The organism is Thomasclavelia sp. (assembly GCF_017889095.1).
In the GTDB taxonomy this organism is placed as follows: domain Bacteria; phylum Bacillota_I; class Bacilli_A; order Erysipelotrichales; family Coprobacillaceae; genus Thomasclavelia.
In genome coordinates this window covers 1-2,705 of record NZ_JAGHEW010000318.1, presented here as the reverse complement: position 1 = coordinate 2,705, position 2,705 = coordinate 1, and the positions used below count along the sequence as shown (strand labels likewise).

General features: G+C 30.6%; 4 protein-coding genes. All 4 read left to right on the top strand.

The features are described 5' to 3' along the window. Positions 1-763: spore germination protein (locus tag J7M77_RS13880; protein ID WP_296879605.1), on the top strand; the 763-nt coding region annotated here is incomplete at its 5' end. 83 nt (positions 764-846) lie between these two features. After that, positions 847-1,575 (top strand): segregation/condensation protein A, encoded by a 729-nt coding sequence (locus tag J7M77_RS13875; protein WP_296879603.1) that lies wholly within the window; start codon positions 847-849, stop codon positions 1,573-1,575. Next, complete coding sequence (scpB, locus tag J7M77_RS13870) at positions 1,575-2,189, top strand: SMC-Scp complex subunit ScpB (protein WP_296879601.1); 615 nt, start codon at positions 1,575-1,577, stop codon at positions 2,187-2,189. Before J7M77_RS13875 ends, scpB begins: the two co-directional genes overlap by 1 nt. Then, positions 2,176-2,694, top strand: coding sequence for a DUF5662 family protein (locus J7M77_RS13865; RefSeq protein WP_296879599.1), 519 nt, complete (start codon positions 2,176-2,178; stop codon positions 2,692-2,694). Before scpB ends, J7M77_RS13865 begins: the two co-directional genes overlap by 14 nt. Positions 2,695-2,705: the final 11 nt, after the last annotated feature.

Here is a 2,705-nt window from a genome sequence, read left to right as displayed (position 1 = left end):
GGATTTAGTCATGTCTGATCGTGCGGTCGAAGAAATGATCTTAGATCAAGGCTATAATCCTTTTCCCTTAGTTCGTTATAGTGAACGGCCGGATGTAGTCGCTACCCATATTTTGCATGGGAGAATTGCGATTATTTGTGATACTTCATCATCAGTAATGATGTTACCAACAACTATTTTTGAAATCTTAGAACATGTTGAAGAACATCGTCAGACGCCAATTATTGGTACTTTCATTCGTTTAATTCGCTGCAGTGCGGTACTCATTTCAATTTATTTAGTACCATTGTGGTTATTATTAGCTAATCCTGATTTAGAAATGATCTTTTTAGGCCAGGTATTGTTAGTTGAACTGGCAATTGAGTTACTTAGAATTGCGACGATTCATACCCCAACTTCCCTGTCAAATGCAATGGGAATGATTGCGGCGGTATTACTAGGACAATTTGCGATTGATTTAGGTTTTTTTAGTGAAGAGATTTTGTTATTTTGTGCCATTGGTGATGTTGGTGGTTTTGCAACTCCTAATTATGAGTTGTCATTAACTAATAAGTATATTAAAATCTTTTTGATTATTTTTTGTGGTTTATTTAACTGGTTTGGCTTTATTATCTTTCATCTAGTTTTAATTGGTTATTTAATTACGATCAAACCTTTTGGTGTTTCTTATTTATATCCATTATATCCTTTTAATGGTAAAGCTTTATGGAATTTTATTATCCGTAAACCAAAAACCAAAAAAGGCTCTAAAACTGTAACTTAGTTGCAGTTTTTTTGAGGTAAAAAGAATTCTTCTAATGCTTTTGATTCTGTGTTATAATAACAACTACTAAAGGAGGTGGCTAGATGGAATATCAAGTAATTATCGAAGATTTTCAAGGACCGTTGGATTTATTATTACATTTGATCAAAGAAAAAGAGATGGATCTCGAAACATTAGAACTATCAGTTATTGCTGATCAATATTTACAATATATCCATGCTATGGATCCTTCAAAATTAGAAGAAATGTCAGAATATTTAGTAATGGCTGCTGATTTAGTGGAAATGAAAAGTAAATTATTGATTCCTAAAGAAAAAGTAGATATCAATGATGAATACCAGGAAGATCCAAGAGAAACATTGATCAAACGTTTGATCGAATATAAACGCTATAAAGATGTATTAGATGAAATTCGTGAAAAATATGAACATCGTCAAACCATGATCATTAAACCTGGTGAATCAATGGATGAATATGTCATTGATACCAGTACGATGATCCCTCAAGGTTTAGAAGTATATGATTTAATGAAAGCAATGCAAAAAATGTTTGCACGAAAAGCATTATTAAAGCCTTTAGATACACATATTGCCAAAAAAGAAATTTCAATTGATGAAAGAACTTCACAAATTCGCGATTTCTTTAGAACTCGTGTTAATAAAAAAGTTAAATTTGATGAATTATTTGATCATCATGATCGGAGTTATTTTATTGTTACCTTTATGTCGATTTTAGTATTAGCTAAAGATAAAGAAGTAGAAATAATCCAGGACGGATTATTTGAAGATATTTATATAGAAGGGAAAATTTAATGAAAGATAATGATTATTTAAATATAATTGAAGGAATGTTGTTTTTAGCTGGTGATGATGGCATTGATATTAAACAAATTGCTGGTGTTTTAGAAATAAGTAAAAAAGAAGCAACATTACTAATGGATCAATTTATTGAATTATATGAAAATAAAATGTTTAAAGGCATTAAATTAGTTAATTTTGGTGGACGTTATAAATTAGCGACCAATGAAAAATATTTTATGTATTATCAAAAAATGGTTGAACAAAGCAGTGCTAATTTATCAAATGCCGCTTTAGAAACATTAGCGATTATCGCTTATAATCAGCCGATTACTCGTTTAGGGGTCGAAGATATTCGTGGGGTTGGTTGTGATGCGATGATTAGAAAATTGGTTGCTAAAGCACTAATCAAAGAAGTAGGGCGTGAAGATAGTCCCGGGATGCCAATTTTATATGGTGTTACTGATGAATTCATGGATGCTTTTGGTCTAGCATCATTAGACGAATTACCTGATTTAAGTGATGTGGTAGAAATTGATGAACAAGAAGATATTTTCGCAACCCGTTATCAGGAAAATAATGTCGAAGAAATTAAAGCAAAAGAAAGTGAAGATAATGAAACTAATTAAGCATTTAAAAACGATTACTAAGCATAAATATTATGTCATGAAATTATGTTTTAAATTTGGATTGTATAAACAAGGATTGTTACATGATTTATCAAAATACTCCTGGATGGAACTTTCAACGGGAGCTAAATATTATTTAGGCTATAAGTCACCTAATAGTAATGAAAGAGAACAAAAAGGGTATAGTAGTGCCTGGTTGCATCATAAAGGTCGTAATCGTCATCACTGGGAATATTGGATCGATTTTACTCATAATGGTATTATTGCCATTGAAATGCCGATTAAATACGTAGTTGAAATGTTTTGTGATCGAGTTGCGGCAACAATGGTATATCGTGGTAATGATTTTGATTTTAAAGCACCGTTAGATTATTATCAAAAAACACATCACTATTATGTAATCAATGAAAAAACGGATGCTATTTTAAAAGATATGTTGGAACATTTAGCTAATAGTAATCTAGATGAAACAATTAAATATATAAAAAAGACTTATTTAAAATAAATTTAATATCT